We start from the raw sequence: 21,133 nt of genomic DNA, 5'->3' as shown, positions 1-21,133 counted from the left end.
CGGCGCCGGGGGGCGATCCCGGGGTGACCGCCGCCGCGGGCGCGGGCGCCGCCGGTTCAGGGCCGCATGGTGAGTATCCGGGGCCCATGGTCGGTGGCCGCGACGGTGTGCTCCCAGTGCGCCGCCGGGGAGCCGTCGGCGGAGACCACGGTCCAGCCGTCGGCGAGCTCCTCGGTGTCGGTCTCCCCGCCGAGGATCAGCATCGGCTCGATGGCCAGCACCGAGCCCTCCACGATCCGCTCCCCGCGGCCCGGGGCGCCCTCGTTGGGCAGGAACGGGTCCATGTGCATCTCCCGGCCGATGCCGTGGCCGCCGTAGCCGTCGACGATGCCCAGCCGGATCCCGTGCCGGCGCTCCGCCTGCCGGGTGGCCACCTCCAGGGCGTGGCTGACGTCGGTGAGCCGGTTGCCGGGGATCATCGCCGCGATGCCCGCGGCGAGCACCTCCTTGGTGGCCGAGTTGAGCTTGCCGATATGCGGGGCGAGCCTGCCCACCCCGAAGGAGATGGCGGAGTCGCCGTGCCAGCCGTCGACGATGGCGCCGCAGTCGATGGAGACCAGGTCGCCCTCCTCCAGCACCGTCTCCGCGGAGGGGATGCCGTGCACCACCACCTCGTTGACGGAGGCGCAGACGGAGGCCGGGAAGCCCTCGTAGCCGAGGAAGGAGGGGGTCCCGCCGGCGCCGGTGATGGTCTCCCGGGCCAGCTCGTCGAGCTCGGCGGTGCTCACCCCGGGGGCCGCGGCGGCGCGCACCGCGGCGAGGGTGCGGCCGACCAGGACGCCGGCGGCCTCCATGGCGTCGAGTTCGCCGGGGGTGCGGGCGTGGATGGTCTTGGCGGTGCGTCGGAACCTGATCACGGGCGGACACGATACCCCCGCCGCGGCCGGCGGCGCCATGGGGGCGGCGCGCCCGCGGGGAGCCCGGATCGGCGCGGCGCCCCGCGGCCGGGGGCCGGGGGCGCCGGATGCGGGGCGCGCCGGGGGGCGGCGCCTCAGCGGGCCTCGCCGATGGCGGCCATGGTGCGCTCGTTGATCTCCTCGACCGGGCCCTCCGCGGTGATCACGATGAGCTTGTCCCGGTAGTGGTCCAGCAGCGGCGCGGTCTCCTTGGCGTAGACGGCGAGCCGGTTGCGGATGACCTCCTCGGTGTCGTCGGCGCGGCCGCGGGAGAGCATCCGGTCCACGACCACGTCCTCGGAGACGTCGAACTGGATCACCGCGTCGAGGCGCTGGTCGAGCCCGTCCAGGATCCGGGCGAGCTCCTCCGCCTGGGGCACGGTGCGCGGGAAGCCGTCGAGCAGGAAGCCGCCGGCGGCGTCGTCCTCGGCGAGGCGGGACTCCACCATGCGCACGGTGACGTCGTCGGGCACCAGGTCGCCGGCGTCGATGTAGGACTTCGCCTCCAGGCCCAGCGGGGTGCCCTCGCCGATGTTGGCGCGGAACAGGTCGCCGGTGGAGATGTGCGGCACGCCGAGCTTCTCGGAGAGCAGGCCGGCCTGGGTGCCCTTCCCGGCCCCGGGGGGCCCGAGGAGAATGAGTCGCGTCACTTCAAAAACCCTTCGTAGTTGCGTTGCATCATCTGGCTCTCGATCTGCTTCACCGTGGTGAGGGCCACGCTGACCAGGATCAGCAGGGCCGTGCCGCCGAACATGCCGCCGCCGGAGCTGCCGGTGGCGCCGCCGACGCCGAGGTCGAGGGCGAGGTTGGGGACCACGGCGATAAGTCCAAGGTACAACGAACCGACGGTCAACAGTCGGGTTATCACGTAGCCCAGGTACTCCGCGGTGGGCCGGCCCGGCCGGTAGCCGGGGATGAAGCCGCCGTACTTCTTCATGTTCTCCGCCTGGTCGTTCGGGTCGTACTGCACGGAGACGTAGAAGAAGGAGAAGAACACGATGAGCAGGAAGAAGCCCAGGATGTACTGCCAGCTGGAGGGGTTCTGCAGGTACTGGATGACATTGCGCTGCCACCAGTTGTCCAGGTTCGGGTTCTGCTGGCCGGAGAGCACGATCTGGGTGATCAGCACCGGCACGTAGATGAGCGAGGAGGCGAAGATCACCGGGATCACGCCGGCCTGGTTGACCTTCAGCGGCAGGTAGGTGGAGGTGCCCCCGTACTGCCGGCGGCCGACCATCCGCTTGGCGTACTGCACCGGGATCCGGCGCTGGCCCTGCTCGATGAAGATCACCGCGATGATGAGCAGCAGCACCACGGTCATCACGATGGCGAAGACCAGCCCGCCGGACTGCTGCAGCACCTGCGCCCCGGAGGCGGGCATCTGCGCGGCGATGCCGGCGAAGATGAGCAGGGACATGCCGTTGCCCACCCCCCGGTCGGTGATGAGCTCGCCGAACCACATCACCAGCACCGCGCCGGCGGTGAGCACGACCACCATCACCGCCATGTCCCAGATCCCGGCCCCGGGCACCAGCAGCGACTGGCCGCCGCCGAGCAGCGCCCCGCGGTCGGCCATGGCCACGATGCCCGCGGACTGCAGCAGTGCCAGCGCCACGGTGAGGTACCGGGTGTACTGGGTCATCTTCGCCTGCCCGGTCTGGCCCTCCTTCTTCAGCTGCTCGAAATGCGGGATGACCACGGTGAGCAGCTGCACGATGATGGAGGAGGTGATGTAGGGCATGATGCCGATGCCGAACACGGCGATCTGCAGCAGCGCCCCGCCGGAGAACAGGTTGATCAGGTTGTAGACGCTGGACTGGTCCTGGGTGACCGCGTCCAGCCGCGCGCTGACCAGGTTGTAGTCGACGCCGGGGGTCGGGATCTGCGCGCCGATGCGGTAGAGGATGACCATGCCCAGGGTGAACAGGATCTTCTTCCGCAGGTCGGGGTCGCGCAGCGCCGCCAGGAATCCGGTGGGCACGTGCATCCTCCTGGTGCGTGGCCGGCCGGCCCGGGGCGCGGGATGCCCCGGACGACTGCCACGCAGGTTAGGTAACGGTCGTATGACGGTGCGAGTCTACCAGCGCCCCCGCCCCGCGCCCGATCCCTCCCCGGCGAGGGCGCCCCGGGGCGGGCCGGGCGCACCGGCCTATCCCCCGCCGGCGGGCCCGGCCGGGGCCGGCTCGGGGGCCCCGCGGAAGGCGGCCCGCAGCAGGGCCAGGCCGATGCCGGCGAGCACCGCCCCGGCCACCGGCAGCACCCCCACCGGGCCGATGGTGAGCAGCAGCCCGCCGAGCGCCGCCCCGGCGGCCACGCCCACCGCGCCCAGGGAGCTGTTCAGCGCCAGCGCCTGGGTGGCCAGGGGCCCGGCCAACTGGTGCAGCCGCACCTGGATCGCCGGGGCGGACCAGTGCGTGAAGACGCCCCAGGCCAGCACCAGCGGGATGAAGGCCGGCAGCCCCACCGGGCGGGCCCACCAGGCGGCGGCGAAGCCGAGCAGCACCAGGACGTAGGCGCCCAGGCCGGTCACGATGGTCCGGTCCGGGCCGATCCGGTCGCTGACCGCCCCGCCGAGCAGGGTGCCCGCCGTGGCGCAGATCCCGAAGACGGCGAACAGGGCCGGCCGCAGATCCGCCCGGCCCAGGGTCTGCTCCAGGTAGGGGGCGATGTAGGTGACCAGGGTCAGCGCGCCGGCGACGGCCACCGCCGCGCCGAGCAGGGCCAGGGAGATCCGGCGCCCGGCGAGCACCGCCAACTGCTCGCGCAGCGGCGTCGCCGGCGGGGTCGGCGGCGCCGGCAGGGTGAGCGCGAGCACCACCAGGGCCACCGCGCCCAGGGCGGCCATCGCCGCGAAGGCGGCGTGCCAGCCGCCGCGGGCGGCCAGCCAGGTGCCGCAGGGCACGCCGACGGCGATGGACACCGTCGCCGCGGTGGACAGCACCGCCAGGTTGCGGCCCCGCCGCTCCTCGGGGGAGAGATCCGCGACCGCGGCGAAGATGGCGGGCACCGCGGCGGCGGCCGCCGCCGCGGAGGCCACCCGCAGCAGCATCGCCGCCGCGTAATGGTCCACCAGGGTCATCGCCGCGTTGGCGGCGATGAAGGCGCCCAGCGCCGCCGGCAGCAGCCGGCGGCGCGGGGTGCGCGCGAAGACCACCGCGGCCACCGGGGTGGCCACCGCCATGGTCAGCGAGAACACGGTGACCAGCTGGCCGGCGGCGGCCTCGCCCACTCCCAGCCCGGCGCTGACCTCCGGCAGCAGCCCGGCGACGATGTAGTCGTCGATGAAGAAGGCGAGCAGCGCCAGGCAGGGCCCGGCCAGCCACCACGACGATCCGGGCAACGGGTCTGCGCTCCCGGTGGCGGTGACCGCCGGCCGCGTACCAGTTTCCGCGTCGGCTGCGGAAGCACCCTTCTCCTTCATTACCGCGCTCCGTTCCCTAGTCCTCCGCGACCCCACCGAGGTCACTGCGGGGCCCCACCCTAATCAACCCAAGGCTCGCCTCACAACCGATGTCTGTGCTTGGACCGGGCTCGACTCGAGGGTCAGCGAAACGCGAAACCCTAGTCACGCACCGCCCCCACACCCGATAGCGCACCACAATATGAGCCTTGCCTTACATTTTGAGCATAGGGTCGGTAACCTATCTGCGCGGAGTGATATCCGCTCCGCAACCATCCCCGACCCAGAGGAAATCTCTCATGACCCGAATGCTTTCCCGCATGGCCTTGGCGGCCACCACCGCCACCGCCCTGATCCTCACCGGCTGCTCCGGCGAGGACGAATCGAACGGGGCCGCGGCCGAGAACGAGACCCGCACCGTAACCCACGAGGTGGGTGAGGCCACGGTGCCGGTGACGCCCGCCAAGCTCGTCGCCTTCGACGAGAACGCCGGCATCGCCGCCCTCGCCGCCGGGCTGGAGCCCGCCATCGTCTACACCTCGTCCTCCGACGAGGGCACCGCCGGCATCCTCGAGGCCGCCGGGGTCGAACTCCGGGAGGCCGGTGCCGTGGAGCTGCCGCCGCTGGAGGAGGTCGAGTCGCTGGAGCCCGACATGCTGCTGGGCACCGGCCCAGAGGGGCCGACCGGCATGGAATTCGACAAGCTCTCCGAAATCGCCCCCACCGTGGTGCTCCCGATCACGGGGACCTGGCGTGAGCTGACCGAGAAGAACGGCGAGCTCCTCGGCGCCGACGAGGGACGCATCGAACGGCAGATCGCTGCTATCGAGAAGCGCCTGGAGGCGGCATCCGGCGATGCCGGAGACCGTACGCTCTCCCTGCTCGGCAACACCTTCGGCTCGATGAACTTCACCATGCCGCCGAGTGCGCCCAGCTCGACTCTGATCGCGGACGCCGGATTCGATCGCCCCGAGTTCCAGAAGAAGGACGCCGACACCGCGTGGGTGGATCTGTCCCCGGAGCTGATCCCGGAGCAGGACGCAGACCTGATCGTGCTGCCCGAGGGGACCTTCTACACCCCGGATTCGCTGCTCGAGCTGCCCACCGCCAAGGAGCTCACCGGCGAGCAGATCCGCCCGCTCGGTGAGCTGTGGTTCGTCTCGACCCCCTTCTCCTTCTTCGGCACCGCCGTCGACCTGGAGGCGATCGCCAAGGGCGAGGAGACCACCACCACGGAGACCATCGGCGACCTCTGGGAGACCTTCCTCTCCGAAATCGAGGGCTAATCCGGCTACTCCGGTTAACCCTGCGCGGGCCCCAACACAACGAGGTGCTTCGGGGCTCGCGCCATGGCGTCTGCCGGCCCGCCCAAGAACCCGGCACCCAGGGACGCAAACGGCGGAAGGCTAGTGATAACGCCCGCCTCGCCTTATGAGGCTCTGGGCCCGATCATCGATGAGGAGAACGACCATGCCCGAACTCGGGCTCCACGCGAACCACGTGGGGGTCACCTACGGGGACGCGGCGATCCTGCCCGATGTGACGGCGACCTTCCCCGCAGGCCGACTCACTGCGGTGGTGGGGCCGAACGGCTGCGGAAAATCCACGCTGCTGAAGGTCTGCAGCAGGCTGCTGCCGGCGAGGACCGGGCGGGTGCTCCTGAACGGGGAGGACATCCATCGACTCCCCACTCGGCGGGTGGCGCAGCTGCTGGGCATGCTCCCGCAGTCCCCCATCGCACCGGAGGGCCTGCTGGTCCGGGATCTGGTGGCCCTGGGCAGGCATCCCCACCATTCGGTGACACGGCAATGGTCGAGCGCGGACGATGCCGCCATCGCCGATGCCCTGATGCTCACGCACCTGGGTGAGCTCGCCGGAATCCCGGTCGATGAGCTCTCCGGGGGACAGCGTCAGCGGGCGTGGATCGCGATGGCCCTGGCGCAGGACACCCCCACGCTGCTCCTGGACGAGCCCACGACCTACCTCGATCTCGCCACCTGCATCGAGGTGCTCGAGCTCATCGTCACGTTGAGCCGCGACCGCGGGAAGACCGTCGTCGTCGTCCTCCATGATCTGCTGCTCACCGCGCGCTACGCCGACGAGGTCCTGGTCATGCATGAGGGGCGCATCGTGGCCCAGGGGCATCCACGGGAGGTCTTCACCGTGGAGCTGCTGCGTCGGGTATTCGGCCTCGAGGCCGCGCTCCTCGATGACCCGGCCGGCGATCGGCCCCTCATCGTCCCGCTCGGCCGCGCCTGACCGTCCGCGGCCCCGCGCCGCCGATGCTCCAACCCGCCGCGGACTCCGCGGACTCGAGGAACCGCCGGTACACGGCGCTGCTCTCCCGCAGGGTCGCGTCATCGCCGATGGCGTCGACGCCCCCCTCCCCGTCGAGCACGATGAACCGGTCGCAGTGCCGTAGGGCCGAGGACCGATGGGCGACCATGATCACCGTGCGGTCGCGGGCCAGTTCGGCGATGCCATCGAGGATGAACTGCTCGTTGAATGCGTCAAGGGACGCCGTCGCCTCGTCGAGAAGCACGATGGGCGCGTCCTTGAGCAATGCGCGTGCGATGGAGATGCGCTGGCGCTCGCCTCCGGAGAGCATCCGTCCCCCCTCCCCCACGGGCGCGTCGAAGCCCCCGTCGAGCCGTGCGGCGATCTCGTCCACCCCGGCGGCGTGGGCGGCGGCCAGGATCTCCGCCTCGGCCGCGTCAGGCCGGCCGACGGCGATATTGTCCCGCAGCGTCCCCTCGAACAGGTACACGTCCTGGAACACCACCGACAGCTGCCCCATCAGCGTCTCCGGGTCGTAGTCGCGGACATCATGGCCGGCTATCCGCACCGAACCGCCGTCGACGTCCATGAACCTCGCCATCAGCTTCAGCGCGGTGGTCTTTCCGCAACCGGAGGGGCCGATGATGCCGACGACCTCACCGGGGGCGACGCGGAAATCGATCCCCTCCAGGATCGGCTCCCCCGGGCGGTAGCCGAAGCTCACGTCACGGAATTCGACGGTTCCCGCCGCCTCGGGCGCGGCGGATTCGACGGGTTCCGGTAATGAGGGGGCGTCGAGGATTTCACGTACCCTGCGAAGCTGGCTGGCGGAGACCCGCAGTGCGCTGGAGAGCCCGACGAGCTCGGTGATGGGGCCGGTGAACCTGGCGGCCAGGGCGATGACGGCGAAGGCCGTCGGCCCATCGATCCGGTTTCCCGAGAAGCCGTGCACCGCGAGCACGATGACCGCGGAAAGCGTCGCCTGCACGAGCACTCCGCCGAGGACGGCGGCGACCGTGGCGCGTCCGCCAGCGCCTCGGTTGGCGCGCAGTTCCCCGTCCAGGGAGTCCGCGACCGGGGCGAAGGACCGGGCGTCGACCCCGGCCGAGCGCAGCACCGGCTGGTGCCGGGCGAAATCGAGCACCGCCTCCTGCACCGCGAGTTGCCGGGCGTGGATGGCTCTTTCACCGGAGTCGATCACCGACGTCGCCCAGCGGGCGGCGCCCCAGACCACCAGTGCGCCGATCACGAGGGCGGCCGCCAGCCCGGGATCGGCGAAGCACACGACAATCGCCACCGTGGCCGTCGCCGCGAAGGTCGACAGCACCGGGGACAGCAGATGTGCCACGGACATGCCGACAACGGTGGTCCCGGAGATCATGGTGTCCGCCACGGAGGCCGCCCGCTCCCTGGTGCACCACTCCAGGGGGACCTCCACCAGGGCGTCGGCCGCTCGGCGGTGCATTCCCGCGACGATCTCCAACGAGGCCGCGTTCATCGCAAGGGTCTGCACATAATGCAGCACCGCCGCCGCCGCGACCACGCCGGCCAACACCGCCAGCCACCCCCCGGCAGTGCCGTCATCGGCGGCGAGTGATCGAGCCAGCGGGAGCAACAGCCCCATGGCCGCCCCGGAGAGCACCCCGTAGATCACCGCGGCGAGCAGATACGCCGTCAGCCGCCGGCTCCCGACGATCCCGAACAGTTCCCGAATCATCGAAGTCCCTCCTCCTGGCCGGTGGTCGACCTATGCCAAAGATCCGCGTAGATGCCCCCCGCCGCGAGGAGCTCGTCATGGGTACCCGCTTCGGCGACACCGCCGCCGTCGAGGACCACGATCCGATCGCAGTCGACCACGGTGCGCAGCCGATGCGCGATGAGGATCACCGTGGCGTCATCGGTGAGCTCACCGAGGGCGGCCTGCACGCGGGCCTCGGAATCGGGGTCGGCGAAGGAGGTCGCCTCGTCCAGGACGACCACCGGGGCGTCGCGCAGGATCGCCCGCGCAACCGCAATCCGCTGCCGCTGCCCCCCGGAGAGCCCGTGGTCGCTGGTGACGAGAGTGTCGAAGCCCTCCGGAAGCGCGAGGACGTCCTCCGCGACCTGGGCGCGACGGGCCGCCTCCAGGACCTCGTCATCACCGGCAGCAGGTCGGCCAAGCCGGATGTTGTCCGCGATGGACATGCCCACCAAGCCGGTGTCCTGCAGCACGAACGAAACCGTGTCGTATAGCTGACGCGGCGGGATCTCCCGGACGTCGACACCGCCGATCCGGACCTGCCCCCGCACCGGATCATCGAACCGTGCGACGAGGCCCGCCACCGTGGATTTCCCGGCCCCGGAAGCCCCCACCAGTGCGGTGGTGCTTCCTGCGGGGAACCCGAGCGAAAGCCCCCGAACGGCCAAGTCACCGTCTCCGTAGGCATAATCGACGTCGACGAGCTCGATACCCGCATCGGGGAGCTCGACCTCCTCGGTCGCCGCGGGCAGTCCCGGGGTATCCAGGATGCCCGCGATCCGCTCGGCGGCGGCCTCCGCCTGGCGCCTGAATTGCGCGCTGAACCCCAGGGAGACGACGGTCGAGGGAATCACCATGGCGATCAACGCAGCCGCGATCACCTCCACCGGACCACACCAGCCGGCCCCAATGAACCAGAACCCGATCCCCAGGGTGAGCAGAAGGATGACCGGGGCTGAGAGCAGCACCCCGGCCAAGGCCGAACCCCGGGTCAGGGTCCGCGCCCAGGTCCCGTAGGTGTCCTGGTAGTCCTCGGCCGCCCCGATGAACTTCTCGTGCGCCGTCCTCCGCGTACCGAACACCTTCACCACGGCGATGCCGTGGACGAATTCGGTGATGGCCGCACTCATCCGACCAAGCGCAGCGGCGATTTCCTCCATGACCGAGCCGGCATTGCGCATCGCGATCCAGGACAGCAGACCGTAGGCGACCAACGGCAGGGCCGCCACGATCGCCAACCTCCAGTCGAGGAGGACGCACCAGGCCAATCCGGCTATCGGAGTGACCACCCCGGCAACCTGCTCGACTTTCGCATGTGCCACCAGAAAATGCAGTTCAGCGACGTCATCGCTGACCGCCCGGCGAACGGTGCCGGACGGGGTCGCGGTGAACCAGCGCAGCGGAACCCGGGAGAGCGCGTCGACGATCCGCCATCTGAGGTGATGCTGCAGTCGGGCGTCCGCGTCATGGGATATCGCCAAGGCCGCGGCCTCCGCGACCACCCGGAGGATCAGAGCCCCGACCACGGTCGCGACCACAGCCCCTCCTGGCGAGCGTCCTTCGAGCAGGCTGCCCCCGATCAGCCCAATCAGGGCCAGTGGCGCGATGGCCGCCACCGAGGCGACGGCCTGCAGCGCGGCCGCGGCACGGAGTGAACCCGATACCGGACGGGTCAACTCGGCGAGCGTGGCCGCAGACGCCCTGGCCGACTGCCCGGTACTCTCATCGGGATTCTTCTCCAACATCGACCTTCCTCCACGACCTTCCGTCTCGACACTCGACAGTTTGAAATTTATGCAACCCTAACCTATTTTCCCGATGGTGTACAGGGCCGGCTTCAGCCGGCGTCGGGTTACGTCGAATGCTGCAGCCGAAGCAAGAGCCAGAAGAAATACCCGCCCCCGAGGATCATCGTCACGACTCCGGCGGGAAGCTCGATCGCACCCAGACGGGCGAGGGTGTCCGCGGCGAGCAACAGCATCGCGCCGACCGCGGCGGTGCAGCCCAGCACCAGGCCGGGTGATCGAGTGATGCCCCGGGCGATATGCGGTGCGGTCAAGGCGACGAACATCACCGGGCCCACCACGGAGGTGACCACCGCCGTCACGGCCACGCCGAGGAAGACGAAGAGCACCCGATGCCGCGTCACCGGACTGCCGATGGCCACTGCGAGGTCATCGTGACAGCGCAGCGCAGCCCCGACGTGCGCGGCCCAGGGGCAGATGAGCGCGGCGAGGACGAGGCAGCACGTGACGAACACCGCGTCCGGGGGCCGCATCCCATTCAATGTGCCAAAGCTCCAGGAGGTCATCGACGAGGCGTAGTTCACGTCGGTCTTCATAATGATGAACGCGTTCAAAGCGGTGAGCGTGGCGCTCACCGCGATGCCGATCACCACCAGACGATGCGACATTCCACCGGACCGCACCCGGGCCAGTCCAAGGACCAGGGCGGCGCACGCCAGGCCACCCGCGAAGGCGCCTACCGCGGGTACGTAGTCCCCGAGATACAGCCGGACGGCGCCGATCCGAAGCTCCCGACCGGCGGTAGGGGGTAGAAGCAGAGTTGCCAGCAGAGCGCCGGTGTACGCCCCGGTATTGAACCCGATGATGTCCGGGCTACCCAGCGGGTTCCGGGTGAGCACCTGGAACAGTGCACCACCGAGCGCCAGCAGGGCGCCACCGGCCACCGCGACGCCGATGCGCGGAATTCGCCATTTCATGACCGCATCCATGCCGCCTACCGGTTCCCCCGATGTCATCGCACGCCAAAAATCCCCCAAGCCGGCACTGGCTGGCCCCACACCCACGCTCATACCGGCGAGGACGATTAGAGCGAGAACCAGGCCCCAGAACACCGCGATATCCCGAATCCGCATCCGCACGCTACAGGTACCGAACCTCAGCACAATGGGGCCGACCCCGGCCCTACCGCGGGTCATCATCGAACCCCACTTCGCAGGGCGAGCATCACGAGCAACGGGCCCCCCAGGAAAGCGACCATGAGCCCGGCGGGCATTTCCGCAGGCTGGACGATCAGACGTCCTATGACATCGGCCGCCAGGAGTAGTACCGGCCCCCCGATCACCGCGGCAGGCATCATCCGGCGCGGATCCGGGCCCACGAGAGTTCTGGCCAGGTGCGCCATCAGCAATCCGAGGAAGGCCACGGGGCCCGCTGCCGCCGTCGCGCCGCCGGCGAGCAGGGCTACCGAAGCCACCACGAGCAGCCGGGTACGTCGAACGCGAACCCCCAGGGCCACGGCTGAATCCTCGCCCAGCTGCAACGCAGCCAGGGCACGAGTGCTCGCCAAAGCCAGAGCGAGTCCCGCCGCAACCACAACTCCGGTGACCCCAATGACCTCCACGCCCCTGCCGTCCAACGCACCCACGACCCAACCCCGCATCAGATCGAATGCGCGGGGGACAATGAGCGTCATCGCCGTGGTGATCCCCGTGAGAATCGCGGTGATCGCAACCCCGACGAGCAACAACTGCACCGGGGACAAGGATCCCAGCCAGACCACCAGGCCGGATACGAGGAACGCCCCCGCCAGCGCCCACCACACCTGGTGTAGAGGATCCGAGATGCCCGCTGCCGCCGCACAGGCGACGGCGCAGGAGGCCCCGGCGTTGACGCCAAGCAACCCCGGGTCGGCGAGTGGATTGCGAATAAGCGCCTGCAAGCAAACCCCTGCGGCGGCCAGCGCCACTCCGGCCAACACCGCGATAACGGTCCGCGGCAGGCGCATCTCACGCACGATCAGCTGCCCCGGCTCCCCAGGGGAGCCATTGACCATGGCACGCACGGCGACCGAAGGTGGCACCGGGGCTGCACCGAGCATCAGACTCAGCAGAACCGCGGTAGCCAGGAGCATCAGCAGAACCCCCAACACCCGGACAAGGCGGCGATCCGGGGCACCAATCGGTCGCGAAACCGGGTGTGCGCGTATCAGATCGCTCATCGCCTACCCTCCACAACGCCCATCCCGAAGGACGGTCAGGGACATAGTCGCAGAATCCGCAGCCTTCTGACCGGCTTCGCCGAAGACTAGGTCGTGCACAGACCCACCTCCCTCGAGTTCGGTTGTGCTGGGCGCGCCCCGGTCGCCGCACGTCCCCCGATCCCCGGCCAGAGCGGAGACCACCTCATCCACGTCTCCTCTGGCAGTATCGAACAGATGGCTAGCCTCGCCTAAGATACATGCTATTCTCCGGCCATGCACGCAAGACACCGACTTCGATTCGCCGGGGCTGCACTCGCGTTCATGCCCGTGCTGACAGTCGCTGCCTGCTCCACCGGAGGCAGCGCCGAGGAACCGGTCACCGCTACTGCACCAGGTGGCATCACCCTGACCGTCGAACGCGCGGAGGGTCTTGCAGAAGGCGATGAGATCGACGTCAGCGCCACCGGACTCGACCCGGAATCCGGCTATTACCTCGGGCTTTGCCGTGCGGAGATGACACCGGGCAAACCCTGCGCCGAATGCGCGGGACGCCAGGACGGCAGCACCCAGAAGTGGTTCCGCAACAACGGCGCCCCGGAGGGCATCTCCGCGGACGGAACGATCTCCTCGACTCTCACGGTCAGCACGAGCGGGCGTTCCGTTGACTGCACGTCAGACGCCTGCGTGATCAAGCTCTTCGGTGACCATGTCGAGGGCTTCGGCGACATCGTGGAGATCCCCGTCGAGGTGGAGTAACCGCCACTCCGACGGGAAATCCCCTTCCCCAGACACGCGGCGGGAAAGGGGGCCCGGGATCGGCGAACCCGCCCGACCCCCGAGGGGGTGGGCGGGTTCGCCTGCGTCGCGCGGGGCGCGTCGCCGGGGCCCGATCAGGCCTCGGTGACGCTGCCGCCGGCGGCCTCGATCTTGGACTTCGCGGAGCCCGAGAACTTGGTGGCGGTGACCTTGACGGCGACGTCGATGTCGCCGTTGCCGAGGATCTTCACCGGCTGCTTCGGGCGCACCGCGCCCTTGGCGACCAGGTCGGCGATGGTGACCTCGCCGCCCTCCGGGAAGAGGCGGGCCAGATCCGCGACGTTGACCACCTGGAAGGTGACCTTGCGCGGGTTCTTGAAGCCCTTGAGCTTCGGCAGCCGCATGTGCAGCGGCATCTGGCCGCCCTCGAAGGAGGCGGGCACCTGCTTGCGGGCCTTGGTGCCCTTGGTGCCGCGGCCGGCGGTCTTGCCCTTGGAGGCCTCGCCGCGGCCGACCCGGGTCTTGTCCTTGCGGGAACCCGGGGCCGGGGCGAGATCGTGCAGCTTGATGGGATCAGTCATTGTTACCTACTCCCCCGCCGTCTCTTCGACCTCGACCATGTGCCGCACGGCCTGGATCAGGCCGCGCACGTCCGGGGTGTCCGGGCGCACGACGGTCTGGTGCCGGCGCTTGAGGCCGAGGGTGCGCAGCGAGTCCTTGTGCTTCTGCTTGGTGCCCGCGGTGCCGCGGACCTGGGTGATCTTCAGAGCCATGGGTTACGCCCCCTGTCCTGCGGCGCGGGCGCGCAGCATACCGGCCGGCGCGACCTCCTCGAGGGTCTTGCCGCGGCGGGCCGCGACCTCCTCGGGGCGCACCAGCTGCTTGAGCGCGTCCACGGTGGCGTGGACGACGTTGATCGCGTTGTCGGAGCCCAGGGACTTCGACAGCACGTCCTGCAGGCCGGCGCACTCCAGCACCGGCCGCACCGCGCCACCGGCGATGACGCCGGTACCGGGGGCGGCGGGGCGCAGCATGACCACGCCCGCGGCCGCCTCGCCCTGCACCGGGTGGGTGATGGTGCCGGCGATCATGGGCACCCGGAAGAAGTTCTTGCGGGCCTCCTCGGCGCCCTTCTGGATCGCGGCCGGCACCTCCTTGGCCTTGCCGTAGCCGACGCCGACCATGCCCTGGCCGTCGCCGACGATGACGAGGGCGGTGAAGCTGAAGCGGCGCCCGCCCTTCACGACCTTGGACACGCGGTTGATGGTGACGACGCGCTCGAGGTACTGGTTGCGCTCGTCCTGCTGGCGGCGGTTGTCCCGGCCGCCGCCGCGGCGGTTGTTGTTGCCGGCGGAGCCACGTCCGCCATCGCGCTGTTCCGACATCACGCGTTCCTTCCGTTGGACTTCTCGTTGCGGGTCATCATTAGAACTTCAGCCCGCCTTCGCGGGCGGCGTCGGCCAGTGCGGCGACGCGGCCGTGGTACTGGTAGCCGCCACGGTCGAAGACGACCTGCTCGATGCCGGCCTCCTTGGCGCGGGCGGCGATCAGCTCGCCCACCTTGGCGCCGCGGGCCTTCTTGTCGCCCTCGATGCCGCGGAGGTCCGGCTCGACGGTGGAGGCCGCCGCCAGGGTGCGGCCGGCCTGGTCGTCGATGATCTGCGCGGAGATGTGCCGCGAGGAGCGGTGCACCACCAGACGCGGGGTCTCGGCGGTGCCGTGCACGCGCTTGCGCAGCCGGGCATGCCGGCGGGTGCGCGCGACGCGGCGACGCGTGGAGATGTCCTTGCCGACCGGGAGTCGCTTGGATTCGTTGTTGCTCATTACTTACCCGTCTTTCCGACCTTGCGGCGGATCTGCTCGCCCTCGTAGCGGATGCCCTTGCCCTTGTAGGGGTCGTTCTTCCGCAGACGACGGATGTTGGCGGCGATCTGCCCGACCTGCTGCTTGTCGATGCCCGAGATGGACAGCTTGGTGGTGCCGTCGACCTCGAAGGTGATGCCCTCGGGGGCCTCGATCAGGACGGGGTGGGAGTAGCCCAGGGCGAACTCGAGGTCATTGCCCTTCTTCTGCACGCGGTAGCCCACGCCGAAGATCTCCATCTTGATCTGGTAGCCCTCGGTGACGCCGACCACGAGGTTGTTGATCAGCGACCGGGACAGGCCGTGCAGGGCGCGGCTCTTCCGGGCGTCGTCCGGGCGGGCGACCACGATCTGGCCGTCCTCCACGGAGGCGCTGATCGGCGCCGGGATGGTGGTGGCCAGCTCGCCCTTGGGGCCCTTGACGGTGACGGTCCGGCCGTCGACGGCGACGTCGACCTTGTCCGGGATTGCGATGGGATTCTTGCCGATACGCGACATGTTCCTCGGTCCCCCTTACCAGACGTAGGCGAGGACTTCCCCGCCCACCTTCTTCTCGTGAGCCTGACGGTCGGTGAGCAGGCCCTGGGACGTGGAGATGATGGCCACGCCCAGGCCGCCGAGGACCTTCGGCAGGTTGGTGGACTTGGCGTACACGCGCAGGCCCGGCTTGGACACGCGCCGGACGCCGGCGATGGAGCGCTCGCGGGACGGGCCGTACTTGAGGGTGAGGCTCAGGGTCTTGCCGACCTTGGCGTCCTCGACGACGTAGTCCTCGATGTAGCCCTCCTGCTTGAGGATCTCGGCGATGTTCGCCTTGAGCTTCGAGGAGGGCATCGACACGGTGTCGTGGAACGCGTTGTTCGCGTTGCGCACGCGCGACAGCATGTCGGCGATGGGATCAGTCATGGTCATGGTGTGTGACCGTCTTCCTTTCTCGCCGCGGTTCCCGGCCCACCTCGCGCGCCGTCACCGGCGCGGCTGGCGTGATCCACCCGATTTGCGGGCTGCTCGGCGCCGCCGCGGTTCAGTAGCCGCGGCGGCTCGCCACCCTGTACGAGCGGGACGCTGTGAGGCGGGGGGCCTTCAGCAAAGTTGACGTGTGGTTGGCCGCCCCGCGCGCCGGCCGGCCCCATGCCCGGGGCATGCGTGACCGATCGTCCGTGCGGAACGGACCGTTCGAGGCTAGCAGGTCGTCCCCACCAGTCAAAATCCCCGCCGGGGCCGCCCCGCGGCACCCCGCCGGGGGCGGGCTTGCCAGGTGAGCCTGCGCTAAATAGCATTGCCTGGGTCGGGGCCGTCCCGGCCGCTGAGGAAAGAGACCCGCCCATGGCGATTCCGCCGATCCCGCCCTACCCCATCCCCGAGGCCGAAGCGCCGCCCGCGGTGCCCTGGACCCCGGATCCGGGCCGCGCCGCGCTGCTCGTGCACGATATGCAGAACTACTTCATCGACCCCTACGACCGGGCCGCGGAGCCGATGGCCACGACGGTGCCGAATATCCGGGCGCTGGTCGACGCCGCGGACGCCGCCGGGGCGCCGGTGTACTACTCGGCGCAGCCGCCGGCGCAGGCCCCCGCCCGGCGGGGGCTGCTCGCCGAGTTCTGGGGCGACGGGCTGCAGACCGAGCGCGATGCCGCGATCATCGCCGAGCTGGCCCCGGGGCCGGGCCATGAGGTGATCGTGAAATGGCGCTACTCCGCGCTCACCCGCACGGACCTGCTGCCCGCGCTGCGCTTCGCCGGCCGGGATCAGCTGCTCATCACCGGGGTGTACGGGCACATGGGCTGCCAGATGACCGCCGCGGACGCGTTCATGAACGACATCCGGGCCTTCCTGGTGCGCGACGCGATCGCGGACTTCTCCGCCGCGGAGCACCGGACCACCGTGGACTGGGTGGCCCGGCGCTGCGGCCGGGTGCTCGACACCGCGGAGGCGCTGGCCGCCCTCGCCGCGCCCGGCGCCGCCCGATGAGCGCCGCGGCACCCGCCTCGGCGCCGAGCTTCGTGCTCGCCGACGCCGCCGGGGTGGTCACCGGCCATGGGGTGGCCGGCCGGTTCGACGAGGTGCCCGGGGCGTTGGCGGCGCTGGCCGCGGATCCGGAGGCGATGGTGGTCGGGGCCCTGCCCTTCCACGCCGCGGAGCCGCCCCGGCTGTTCCGGCCCGCCCGGTTCCGCCGCTCCGGCACCCGGGCCCCGGCCCGGGCCGGGGTCTGGCCGGCGGTGGTGGCCGAGGAGGTGCACCCGGATCCGGCGGCGCACGCCGGACGGGTGCGCGCCGCGCTGGCGGACATCGACCGGGGCCGCTTCGACAAGATCGTGCTCTCCCGGACGCTGCGGGCCCGGCTGGCCGCCCCGGCGGACCCGGTGGCGCTGCTGGACCGTTTCCTCGCCGCCTCCGCCACCGGGGACGGGCACCTGCTGCGCCTGGACGACTCCGCCGAGCCCGCCCACCTGGTCGGCTCCAGCCCGGAGCTGCTGCTCGGCAAACGCGGTGCGCTGGTGGTCTCCCATCCCCTGGCCGGCACCGTGCCCCGGCAGCCGGACCCGGTGGCGGACGAGGCTGCGGCGCGGGGGCTGCTCGCCTCGGCGAAGAACATCGCCGAGCACCAGTGGGTGGTCGACGAGATCGCCCGGGTGCTGCGGCCCTGGTGCACCCGCCTGGAGGTGCCCGCCCCGGCGCTGACCCGCACCTCGCACACCTGGCATCTGGGCACCCGGATCACCGGCACCCTGCGGGATCGGCGCACCCCGGCGCTGGCCCTGGCCGCCGCGCTGCACCCCACCCCGGCGGTGTGCGGGCACCCCACCGAGGCGGTGCGCGCGGTGCTCGCCGCCGAGGAGCCGGACCGGGGCTTCTACACCGGGGCGGTGGGCTGGTCGGACGGCTCCGGCGACGGCCGCTGGCGGGTGGTGATCCGCTCCGCGCGGCTGCGCGGCCGGGAGGTCATCGCGCACGCCGGCGGCGGGATCGTGGCCGGTTCGGATCCGGCCGAGGAGGTCGCCGAGACCGAGGCGAAGCTGGGCCCGGTGCGCGCCGCGCTGGGCCTGCCCGGCTAGGCCCGCCCCCGGCGCACGCGGACGGCGCCCGCGGCACCCGATGCCGGGTGCGGCGGGCGCCGTCGGCGCCGGCGGGATCAGCCGCAGAGGGCCAGGGAGCGGCCGTGCAGCCGGTCGATGGTCCCCTGGGTGATGCCGCCGGTGGCGACGAGATCGGCGATGAGCTCCTGGAGCATCCCGGCGCCGGCCAGGGCGTCCTGGTCGAGCACCAGGGACACCGGCAGCAGGCCGCCGGGGCCCTTGCCCTCGCCGGGGGCGGGCAGCCCCGGCAGGCCGGGGCCGCCCTCGCCGCCGCCCGGGGCGATCGGCACCCCGAGATCGCCGATGCAGCGGGCGATGGTCTCGAAATCGGGCAGCGCGTTCATCCCGGGCAGCAGCCCCTCCGGGTCGGGGGCGCCCCCGCCGGGGGCGCCGCCCGGGGCGCCGCCGGCACCGGGCTTGCCGGGCAGGCCGGGCACGGCGGGCATGCCGCCGGGGCCGCCGTCGGGGCCGCCGTCGCCGCCGGGCTTGCCCCCGCCGATGGAGCCGATCAGCCCGGAGATGAGGTCGATGGCGGCGGCGAGATCCGGCAGACCGGCGTTTCCGCCGGGCTGGTCCGGGCCGCCGGCGCCATCGGCCGGGGGCCGGGCCGGGGAGCCGGGCCGCCGGCTGCCGGAGGTGCCGCCGGGCCGGGTCGCCGAACCCCGCTTCTTCGGCGCGGCCGCGGAGCCGCGCGTGCGCGGGGCCGCGGATTTCCGCTGGGCTCCTCCACCCGAGCGGGTGCGCGAGGAGGAGCCCGCGCGGGCGCCCTCCCGGCTGCCGCCGCGGCCCCGGGCGGCCTGGGCGGCGCCGCCCCCGGAAGCCTCGGTGGCGTTCATCCGCTGCTCCCACAGGGCCACCGCGCGGGGCCGGGGCTCACCCGGCCCCTTCGCCGCCACCCCGACGGCGCCGACGGTGACCACCATGGCGGAGACCACCGCGGCGACGCCGACGGACATCAGCACCGCGGCCCAGGCGATCCCGGACTTCCGGCTGCCGCGGGCCCCGCGGGCCTCCTCGCGTGCGGCGCGGCGCTCCGCGCGCCGGCGGCGGCGGGCCTCCCGGCGGGTCTCGCTCGCTTCGTGCTCGGTCATCTCATTCTCCCTTGGTTGACGGGTCGCCTAGGTGCGGCATTCCACGCGGGCCTGCTCGGCCAGGTCGCAGAGGCTCTCGTTGGACAGGCGCCAGCCGGCGTCGATGTCGAGGTAGTAGATGGGGAAGGGCTTGGTGCCCATCCCGGACAGGGTCAGGGTCAGGTCCGCGTAGAGCGCGTCACCGTCGATGTAGACGCTGTCGTAGTCCAGCTCCCAGCTGTAGAACAGCTTGGCGGCCTCGAAGCGGGCCTGGATGTCGCGGACCGTGGGCACCCCGCCGGCGCCGGCCTCCAGGTATTCGGCGATGGTGGCGTCGGCGGTGCCCTGGTTCATCAGCAGGTGCATGTTGTCGTCGACCTCCACCGGCCCCCAGTCCGGTGCGAGCGCCTGATTCGCTCCGTCATCGGCGGAGCCGCCGTCGTCGACGTAGCCGGCGTCGCCGCCGTCGTCCACCGCATCCGGATCCTCCGCGGCGTCGACCCCGTCCAGGGTGGCCCCGGAGCCGGCGCGGCCCGCGTCCCCGGAGCGGGTGGCCCCGGAGCCGGCGCGGCCCGCGGTGCGCGACTCCCCGGATCGGGTGCCGTGGTCGGCGGCCGTGGTCGATCCGGAGCCGGAGGAGACCGGCTTGGCGTCCGCGGCGAGCAGCTGCTCGTACATCGCGATCGTGGCGTCCTTGTCCTCCGAATCGCCGCTGCGCAGCGCCCACACCACCCCGAGGGTGGTGATCAGCGCGGCGACCAGCAGCGAGGCGCCGGCGGCGGCGAGCACCGTCGGCCAGTGCACGCCCTCGCCCGAGCGCGTGCCCTCCTCGGGGTAGTCCTCCTCCGCCGGGGCGAAGTCGCCCCCGTAGGCGGGGTCGTAGTCCTCGTCAAAGCCCTTGTCGGTCATTCGGTGCTGCTCCCTTGCGCGGCCGGCCCCGCGGGCCGGCCTGGTCGGTTCATGGCGCCCGGGGCGTCCCGGGGGCTTTCGGTGGTCTGGGTCATGCGGTGGCCGCGCCGGATGCCGGCGGGCGGCCCGGTCAGGTGTTGGCCACCTTCTCCAGGACGGGGGTGAGCTTCTCCAGGGCCCAGCGCCGGTTCAGCGGCGAGGGCACGTTCAGCGCCGCGGAAATCGGCTCGTTGTGCTCCACGGCGGTGCCGCGGGCGACCTCCGGCAGCTCGTCGTAGCCGGGGACCTTGCGCACCGCGTCCATCCCGTCCGCGGCGAAGAGCACCAGCAGGTCGGCGGTGAGGTCCTCGATGTTCTCCGGGGAGATCGCCACCCGGCCGAGGGTGGCCTCCAGCTCGCCTTCGGCGAACTTCCGCGGCAGGCCCATGCCCAGATCCGCGAAGAAGTCGTTGGAGGGGTTCGCCGGGTCGGCGATGGCGTAGAACTGCCCGCCGCGGTGCTGGGCCACCAGGGCGGTCTTGTCCGCCAACCCGGGCAGCCGCCGCTGGACCTCCTCGAAGGCCGCGGTATCGGCCTCGATGATCTCCATGGCCTTGCGCTCCTCGCCGAAGATCCGGCCCAGGGCGACCAGCTGCGGCTTCCAGCCCAGGCCCTCCCCGTCCACGCCCATGCCGCCGAGCACCGGGGCGATCGGCTTCATCATGTCGTAGATGGGCTGGGAGACCCGGTAGGAGTCGCCGACGATGATGTCCGGCTCCAGATCCGCGATCTCCTCCACCGGCACCGCGGTGACGTCCGCGGAGTCGATCCGGGGCACGTCGGCGAGCTTGTCCTTCTTCCACTCCGCGGATTCGTCGTCCGGGCGGGTGACCACCGCGTCCGGGGTGATCCCCAGGGCGAGCAGGTTGTCCACCCCGGTGCCGATGGCGACGACCTTCTTCGGCTTGTACGGGTACTGGTCGGTGCCCCAGGCGTGGGTGACGGTGATCTCCTCGCCCCCGCCGCCGGTGACGTTGTCGACCACCGAGCAGGCCGGGAGCGCGAGCAGCGCCGCGATCATCATGAGCAGGGCCGTGCTGAAGCGGCGGATGTGACGGGATCCCGTCATTCTCGAAGCCTTCCTGTGGAAACATGCTGGCTGCGGGAAGCCTAGCAAAGATAGGCCCGCCTGATCTATCCCCGTGCAGAACCCACCCCACCTGC

22 protein-coding genes are annotated in these 21,133 nt (G+C 71.3%); 5 read left to right on the top strand and 17 right to left on the bottom strand.

Annotated features, from left to right (window positions below):
- Positions 1-56: 56 nt before the first annotated feature.
- The 4 genes from map to CSPHI_RS01725 all read right to left on the bottom strand — a co-directional run bounded on the left by map (position 57) and on the right by CSPHI_RS01725 (position 4,236).
- A complete protein-coding gene (gene map / locus CSPHI_RS01740) occupies positions 57-854 on the bottom strand; it encodes a type I methionyl aminopeptidase (RefSeq protein WP_075693616.1) in 798 nt (265 codons plus the stop codon).
- Positions 855-991: 137 nt separating this feature from the next.
- Entirely contained in the window at positions 992-1,546 is a 555-nt protein-coding gene (locus CSPHI_RS01735; protein WP_075691221.1) for an adenylate kinase, read from the bottom strand.
- The gene (gene secY, locus CSPHI_RS01730; protein WP_425429735.1) at positions 1,543-2,862 is read right to left on the bottom strand and encodes a preprotein translocase subunit SecY; all 1,320 of its coding nucleotides are present in this window, start codon (positions 2,860-2,862) and stop codon (positions 1,543-1,545) included. The genes CSPHI_RS01735 and secY overlap by 4 nt, the downstream gene beginning before the upstream one ends.
- A gap of 183 nt (positions 2,863-3,045) precedes the next feature.
- A complete protein-coding gene (locus CSPHI_RS01725) occupies positions 3,046-4,236 on the bottom strand; it encodes an MFS transporter (protein ID WP_169840390.1) in 1,191 nt (396 codons plus the stop codon).
- Positions 4,237-4,604: 368 nt separating this feature from the next.
- Between CSPHI_RS01725 and CSPHI_RS01720 the strand changes: the two genes are divergently transcribed.
- Both CSPHI_RS01720 and CSPHI_RS01715 read left to right on the top strand, forming a co-directional pair.
- Positions 4,605-5,582 (top strand): ABC transporter substrate-binding protein, encoded by a 978-nt coding sequence (locus CSPHI_RS01720; RefSeq protein ID WP_169840389.1) that lies wholly within the window; start codon positions 4,605-4,607, stop codon positions 5,580-5,582.
- Positions 5,583-5,766: 184 nt separating this feature from the next.
- Positions 5,767-6,555 carry an ABC transporter ATP-binding protein gene (locus CSPHI_RS01715; RefSeq protein WP_075691218.1) on the top strand — a complete coding sequence of 263 codons (789 nt, stop codon included), beginning with the start codon at positions 5,767-5,769 and terminating at the stop codon, positions 6,553-6,555.
- Here the strand turns inward: CSPHI_RS01715 and CSPHI_RS01710 are convergent.
- The 4 genes from CSPHI_RS01710 to CSPHI_RS01695 form a co-directional block, all read right to left on the bottom strand.
- Positions 6,530-8,290 carry an ABC transporter ATP-binding protein gene (locus CSPHI_RS01710; protein ID WP_075691217.1) on the bottom strand — a complete coding sequence of 587 codons (1,761 nt, stop codon included), beginning with the start codon at positions 8,288-8,290 and terminating at the stop codon, positions 6,530-6,532. The two genes, CSPHI_RS01715 and CSPHI_RS01710, sit on opposite strands and share 26 nt — an antisense overlap.
- Positions 8,287-10,056, bottom strand: a complete 1,770-nt coding sequence (locus tag CSPHI_RS01705; protein ID WP_075691216.1) for an ABC transporter ATP-binding protein — start codon at positions 10,054-10,056, stop codon at positions 8,287-8,289. Before CSPHI_RS01705 ends, CSPHI_RS01710 begins: the two co-directional genes overlap by 4 nt.
- A gap of 107 nt (positions 10,057-10,163) precedes the next feature.
- Positions 10,164-11,189 carry a FecCD family ABC transporter permease gene (locus CSPHI_RS01700; RefSeq protein ID WP_169840388.1) on the bottom strand — a complete coding sequence of 342 codons (1,026 nt, stop codon included), beginning with the start codon at positions 11,187-11,189 and terminating at the stop codon, positions 10,164-10,166.
- Positions 11,190-11,251: 62 nt separating this feature from the next.
- Positions 11,252-12,274, bottom strand: a complete 1,023-nt coding sequence (locus CSPHI_RS01695; protein ID WP_075691215.1) for a FecCD family ABC transporter permease — start codon at positions 12,272-12,274, stop codon at positions 11,252-11,254.
- Positions 12,275-12,529: 255 nt separating this feature from the next.
- Here CSPHI_RS01695 and CSPHI_RS01690 point away from each other — a divergent pair, with 255 nt between their 5' ends.
- Positions 12,530-13,012, top strand: coding sequence for a neocarzinostatin apoprotein domain-containing protein (locus CSPHI_RS01690; RefSeq protein WP_075691214.1), 483 nt, complete (start codon positions 12,530-12,532; stop codon positions 13,010-13,012).
- Between the two features lie 134 nt (positions 13,013-13,146).
- Here the strand turns inward: CSPHI_RS01690 and rplO are convergent, their stop codons facing one another.
- The 6 genes from rplO to rpsH are packed head-to-tail and all read right to left on the bottom strand — an operon-like array spanning position 13,147 to position 15,786.
- Positions 13,147-13,593: a 50S ribosomal protein L15 gene (gene rplO, locus CSPHI_RS01685; protein WP_075691213.1), complete on the bottom strand. Its 447-nt coding sequence runs from the start codon at positions 13,591-13,593 to the stop codon at positions 13,147-13,149.
- A 6-nt stretch (positions 13,594-13,599) separates the two neighbouring features.
- Complete coding sequence (gene rpmD / locus CSPHI_RS01680; protein WP_075691212.1) at positions 13,600-13,785, bottom strand: 50S ribosomal protein L30; 186 nt, start codon at positions 13,783-13,785, stop codon at positions 13,600-13,602.
- A gap of 3 nt (positions 13,786-13,788) precedes the next feature.
- The gene (gene rpsE, locus CSPHI_RS01675) at positions 13,789-14,397 is read right to left on the bottom strand and encodes a 30S ribosomal protein S5 (RefSeq protein ID WP_075691211.1); all 609 of its coding nucleotides are present in this window, start codon (positions 14,395-14,397) and stop codon (positions 13,789-13,791) included.
- A gap of 40 nt (positions 14,398-14,437) precedes the next feature.
- On the bottom strand, positions 14,438-14,836 hold the full coding sequence (rplR, locus tag CSPHI_RS01670; protein ID WP_075691210.1) for a 50S ribosomal protein L18: 399 nt from the start codon (positions 14,834-14,836) through the stop codon (positions 14,438-14,440).
- The gene (gene rplF, locus CSPHI_RS01665) at positions 14,836-15,372 is read right to left on the bottom strand and encodes a 50S ribosomal protein L6 (protein ID WP_075691209.1); all 537 of its coding nucleotides are present in this window, start codon (positions 15,370-15,372) and stop codon (positions 14,836-14,838) included. Before rplF ends, rplR begins: the two co-directional genes overlap by 1 nt.
- Positions 15,373-15,387: 15 nt before the next feature.
- On the bottom strand, positions 15,388-15,786 hold the full coding sequence (gene rpsH / locus CSPHI_RS01660; protein ID WP_075691208.1) for a 30S ribosomal protein S8: 399 nt from the start codon (positions 15,784-15,786) through the stop codon (positions 15,388-15,390).
- A 414-nt stretch (positions 15,787-16,200) separates the two neighbouring features.
- Between rpsH and CSPHI_RS01655 the strand changes: the two genes are divergently transcribed.
- Both CSPHI_RS01655 and CSPHI_RS01650 read left to right on the top strand, forming a co-directional pair.
- The gene (locus CSPHI_RS01655) at positions 16,201-16,845 is read left to right on the top strand and encodes an isochorismatase family protein (RefSeq protein WP_075691207.1); all 645 of its coding nucleotides are present in this window, start codon (positions 16,201-16,203) and stop codon (positions 16,843-16,845) included.
- Entirely contained in the window at positions 16,842-17,930 is a 1,089-nt protein-coding gene (locus tag CSPHI_RS01650; protein ID WP_075691206.1) for an isochorismate synthase, read from the top strand. Before CSPHI_RS01655 ends, CSPHI_RS01650 begins: the two co-directional genes overlap by 4 nt.
- Before the next feature lie 77 nt (positions 17,931-18,007).
- Here CSPHI_RS01650 and CSPHI_RS01645 read toward each other — a convergent pair whose 3' ends face one another.
- The 3 genes from CSPHI_RS01645 to CSPHI_RS01635 all read right to left on the bottom strand — a co-directional run bounded on the left by CSPHI_RS01645 (position 18,008) and on the right by CSPHI_RS01635 (position 21,038).
- Positions 18,008-19,042 (bottom strand): hypothetical protein, encoded by a 1,035-nt coding sequence (locus CSPHI_RS01645; RefSeq protein ID WP_075691205.1) that lies wholly within the window; start codon positions 19,040-19,042, stop codon positions 18,008-18,010.
- A gap of 27 nt (positions 19,043-19,069) precedes the next feature.
- The gene (locus CSPHI_RS01640) at positions 19,070-19,930 is read right to left on the bottom strand and encodes an MTB12 C-terminal domain-containing protein (protein WP_075691204.1); all 861 of its coding nucleotides are present in this window, start codon (positions 19,928-19,930) and stop codon (positions 19,070-19,072) included.
- A 130-nt stretch (positions 19,931-20,060) separates the two neighbouring features.
- Complete coding sequence (locus tag CSPHI_RS01635) at positions 20,061-21,038, bottom strand: ABC transporter substrate-binding protein (RefSeq protein WP_075691203.1); 978 nt, start codon at positions 21,036-21,038, stop codon at positions 20,061-20,063.
- Between the last annotated feature and the right edge of the window lie 95 nt (positions 21,039-21,133).

Origin of the sequence: Corynebacterium sphenisci DSM 44792 (assembly GCF_001941505.1) — a bacterium.
GTDB classification, from domain to species: domain Bacteria; phylum Actinomycetota; class Actinomycetes; order Mycobacteriales; family Mycobacteriaceae; genus Corynebacterium; species Corynebacterium sphenisci.
The sequence above is the reverse complement of the archived record's forward strand: the minus strand, read 5'-3'. Positions and strand labels throughout refer to the sequence as shown.

Coding starts and splice junctions, on each gene's coding strand:
- CSPHI_RS01635 (WP_075691203.1), bottom strand. CDS start 21,038: ATGACGGGATCCCGTCACATCCGCCGCTTCAGCACGGCCCTGCTCATG.
- rpsE (WP_075691211.1), bottom strand. CDS start 14,397: ATGTCGGAACAGCGCGATGGCGGACGTGGCTCCGCCGGCAACAACAAC.
- CSPHI_RS01715 (WP_075691218.1), top strand. CDS start 5,767: ATGCCCGAACTCGGGCTCCACGCGAACCACGTGGGGGTCACCTACGGG.
- CSPHI_RS01705 (WP_075691216.1), bottom strand. CDS start 10,056: ATGTTGGAGAAGAATCCCGATGAGAGTACCGGGCAGTCGGCCAGGGCG.
- CSPHI_RS01655 (WP_075691207.1), top strand. CDS start 16,201: ATGGCGATTCCGCCGATCCCGCCCTACCCCATCCCCGAGGCCGAAGCG.
- CSPHI_RS01710 (WP_075691217.1), bottom strand. CDS start 8,290: ATGATTCGGGAACTGTTCGGGATCGTCGGGAGCCGGCGGCTGACGGCG.
- CSPHI_RS01695 (WP_075691215.1), bottom strand. CDS start 12,274: ATGAGCGATCTGATACGCGCACACCCGGTTTCGCGACCGATTGGTGCC.
- CSPHI_RS01720 (WP_169840389.1), top strand. CDS start 4,605: ATGCTTTCCCGCATGGCCTTGGCGGCCACCACCGCCACCGCCCTGATC.
- rplF (WP_075691209.1), bottom strand. CDS start 15,372: ATGTCGCGTATCGGCAAGAATCCCATCGCAATCCCGGACAAGGTCGAC.
- rpsH (WP_075691208.1), bottom strand. CDS start 15,786: ATGACCATGACTGATCCCATCGCCGACATGCTGTCGCGCGTGCGCAAC.
- rplO (WP_075691213.1), bottom strand. CDS start 13,593: ATGACTGATCCCATCAAGCTGCACGATCTCGCCCCGGCCCCGGGTTCC.
- CSPHI_RS01690 (WP_075691214.1), top strand. CDS start 12,530: ATGCACGCAAGACACCGACTTCGATTCGCCGGGGCTGCACTCGCGTTC.
- rpmD (WP_075691212.1), bottom strand. CDS start 13,785: ATGGCTCTGAAGATCACCCAGGTCCGCGGCACCGCGGGCACCAAGCAG.
- rplR (WP_075691210.1), bottom strand. CDS start 14,836: ATGAGCAACAACGAATCCAAGCGACTCCCGGTCGGCAAGGACATCTCC.
- CSPHI_RS01640 (WP_075691204.1), bottom strand. CDS start 19,930: ATGACCGACAAGGGCTTTGACGAGGACTACGACCCCGCCTACGGGGGC.
- CSPHI_RS01645 (WP_075691205.1), bottom strand. CDS start 19,042: ATGACCGAGCACGAAGCGAGCGAGACCCGCCGGGAGGCCCGCCGCCGC.
- CSPHI_RS01650 (WP_075691206.1), top strand. CDS start 16,842: ATGAGCGCCGCGGCACCCGCCTCGGCGCCGAGCTTCGTGCTCGCCGAC.
- CSPHI_RS01700 (WP_169840388.1), bottom strand. CDS start 11,189: ATGCGGATTCGGGATATCGCGGTGTTCTGGGGCCTGGTTCTCGCTCTA.